The following is a 2,203-nucleotide window of genomic DNA, read 5'->3' as shown; positions in this document are numbered from 1 at the left end:
TCTTTCTTTATAATTTGCTTCAACAAATATCACTTCACCTTCATTAGTTCGAATCTCAGGAGGTATTTGGTTTAATAGAACCTCACGAATCTCTTCAATTCTAATTGTTCCATGGGTAAAAATTGATGCTGCCGAAAATGGATATTCAGTAAATTCAATACTATCCTTATAGAACTTGATCATATGATCTTCCTTTTTCTTTAAAATAAATGTGCTAAGTGTTTCGCCTAACGTTCAGGTATTCACGAACTTCTGCAGGAAGTTGTCACATGAATTTACTTCACTGTCAAAAGCATCAAAGTGACCAAGGCGTAGCCGCCGCTCGAATACTTTGTTAGGTGATGTCAATGTCTTCTCCGAACTAACCTTCAAAGTACTTTACTAGCTTTCCATGTTCAAACTTCTTATCAATAATTTTTAATAGATGCTTTCCAAGTAGTTCTGTAGAATGTATTTTTCCTGTTTGATGTGCTTCTTTAAAGAATTTTACCATTTCAAAATCTTGATCATTCTTACTTCTGGCGATTTCCTGCATTTCTGTATCGACCATTCCTGGGTCAACAGCTACTATTTCAATAGGATATTTCCGTTTCGATTGCTCTGATCCAATACATTGAGTAAACATATTTATTCCAGCTTTAGCTGTACAATATACACTCATTCCAGGGGCTGGATTGCTCCCTGACCCTGAAGATATATTAATAATCTTTCGTCTTATTGAAATGTTATCCGTTGCTTTAATAAAGCTTGATGTTAAAATCATTGGCGCAACAAGACTGGTTTGTAAGTTCTTATTAATTTCTTCAGCGCTACATTGATCTATTGATTTCAAAGGTTCGAGCATCGCAGCATTGTTAATCAGGCATATCATTTCGGAAGTATTTATGTCGATTTGATCGAGAACTCCATTAAGCAACTGCTCAATTTCTAATATATTACTCAAGTCAAAATTGAAGTGAATGTACTTCGAGAACTTTGCTAACTTATCAGAAATACTTCTTGAGATTCCGAATACATAACTACCCTTCTCTAGGAGCATCATTGCTAGTTGCTCTCCGATTCCCTTTGATGTTCCTGTAATAATAAAATGCTTATTATTCATTAGCTGACCTCCGATCTAAATCCGTATTTACATTGATTTCTCATAACGTTTCCGCATCTGCGACGCGACCCGGCCTTAGATAGCTCTTATCTTAGGGCGGGTCGTGTATTGTCTAAGCTTACTCCTAAGATTATACACCTGACAACCAAGGGGCGAATGCCCCGCAGCGCAGATGCTTTGTTAGGTGATGTTAATGCCTTCTTTGAATTACAAACAAATCAATTTGTCTTTCCTAATGAATATCCTTCAAATAATCTACCGCCATACTTATTTAATTCACCAAGTACAACTTCAATAAACAATTCCTTATCATCATATTTATAAAAACGTTCTAATGAATTCATCAAATCTTTGTACAGTCTTTCATCAAGATTTCTTATTAAACGTGGTATCCACTTTCCTCTTCCCATCCATTCTCCACGATTAATTAATATAAAATTGCATAACTTCTCAGAAAGCTCATGGATAATAAACAATTGTTCATCAAATTTATCTGCGCCAATTAAATCGTCCAGCATATCTGTAATTACATATCGTTGACTTATTAACTCCTCACTACTAAATGGGATTGGACCATTCATTAATAAACCATTAGCCAAATCTTTAATTTCGCTCGTCAAACCAATAGTATCTCTTATTACAATCCCTTCGGAACACATTTGAGGTAACGATGGACGTCTCCGTTTAATATCACCCATAAAATAATCCTTGTAACTATCTAAGGTATGAATAAATACTTCTATTGGCCATCCACTTTCAAAAAACGATTCTCTATATGCCTTATGTATATCATTTCTAATAATAAAAATATCCAAATCTGATGTACTAGTTGCCTCACCTCTTATCACACTTCCAGCAACTAATACAAAAATAGAATCTTTAAAATGGTTTCTAATGAATTCTTCAGCTGCCTCAATATGATTCATTTTTATTATCTCCTTTGATTCTTCTTATCTAAGCCCATATCTGCATTAATTTCACCTAACGTTTGACATTCCTGACGTTCAAGCAGCTTAAGGACCGTAGGTCCGGGTCGTCAGACTTAGCTGATTGGATGTGTCGCCTGAATCCACAGCTATGAAAATCCCCTTGGCGTCCGAG

The 2,203-nt window shown here is 35.5% G+C and carries 3 protein-coding genes; all 3 read right to left on the bottom strand.

Annotated elements, in window-relative coordinates; genetic code table 11:
- The coding region (locus AC1TO8_RS23760) for a hypothetical protein (RefSeq protein WP_482058055.1) at positions 1 to 183 on the bottom strand (183 nt) is incomplete at its 3' end.
- 178 nt (positions 184 to 361) lie between these two features.
- Complete coding sequence (locus AC1TO8_RS23755; RefSeq protein WP_482058054.1) at positions 362 to 1,102, bottom strand: (S)-benzoin forming benzil reductase; 741 nt, start codon at positions 1,100 to 1,102, stop codon at positions 362 to 364.
- Positions 1,103 to 1,320: 218 nt separating this feature from the next.
- Positions 1,321 to 2,028: a nucleotidyltransferase domain-containing protein gene (locus AC1TO8_RS23750; RefSeq protein ID WP_482058053.1), complete on the bottom strand. Its 708-nt coding sequence runs from the start codon at positions 2,026 to 2,028 to the stop codon at positions 1,321 to 1,323.
- Positions 2,029 to 2,203 lie beyond the last annotated feature (175 nt).

Source organism: Paenibacillus sp. Y859 (assembly GCF_056786405.1).
Note: the sequence above shows the minus strand (reverse complement) of the source record. Positions and strands in the feature narration are given on the sequence as shown.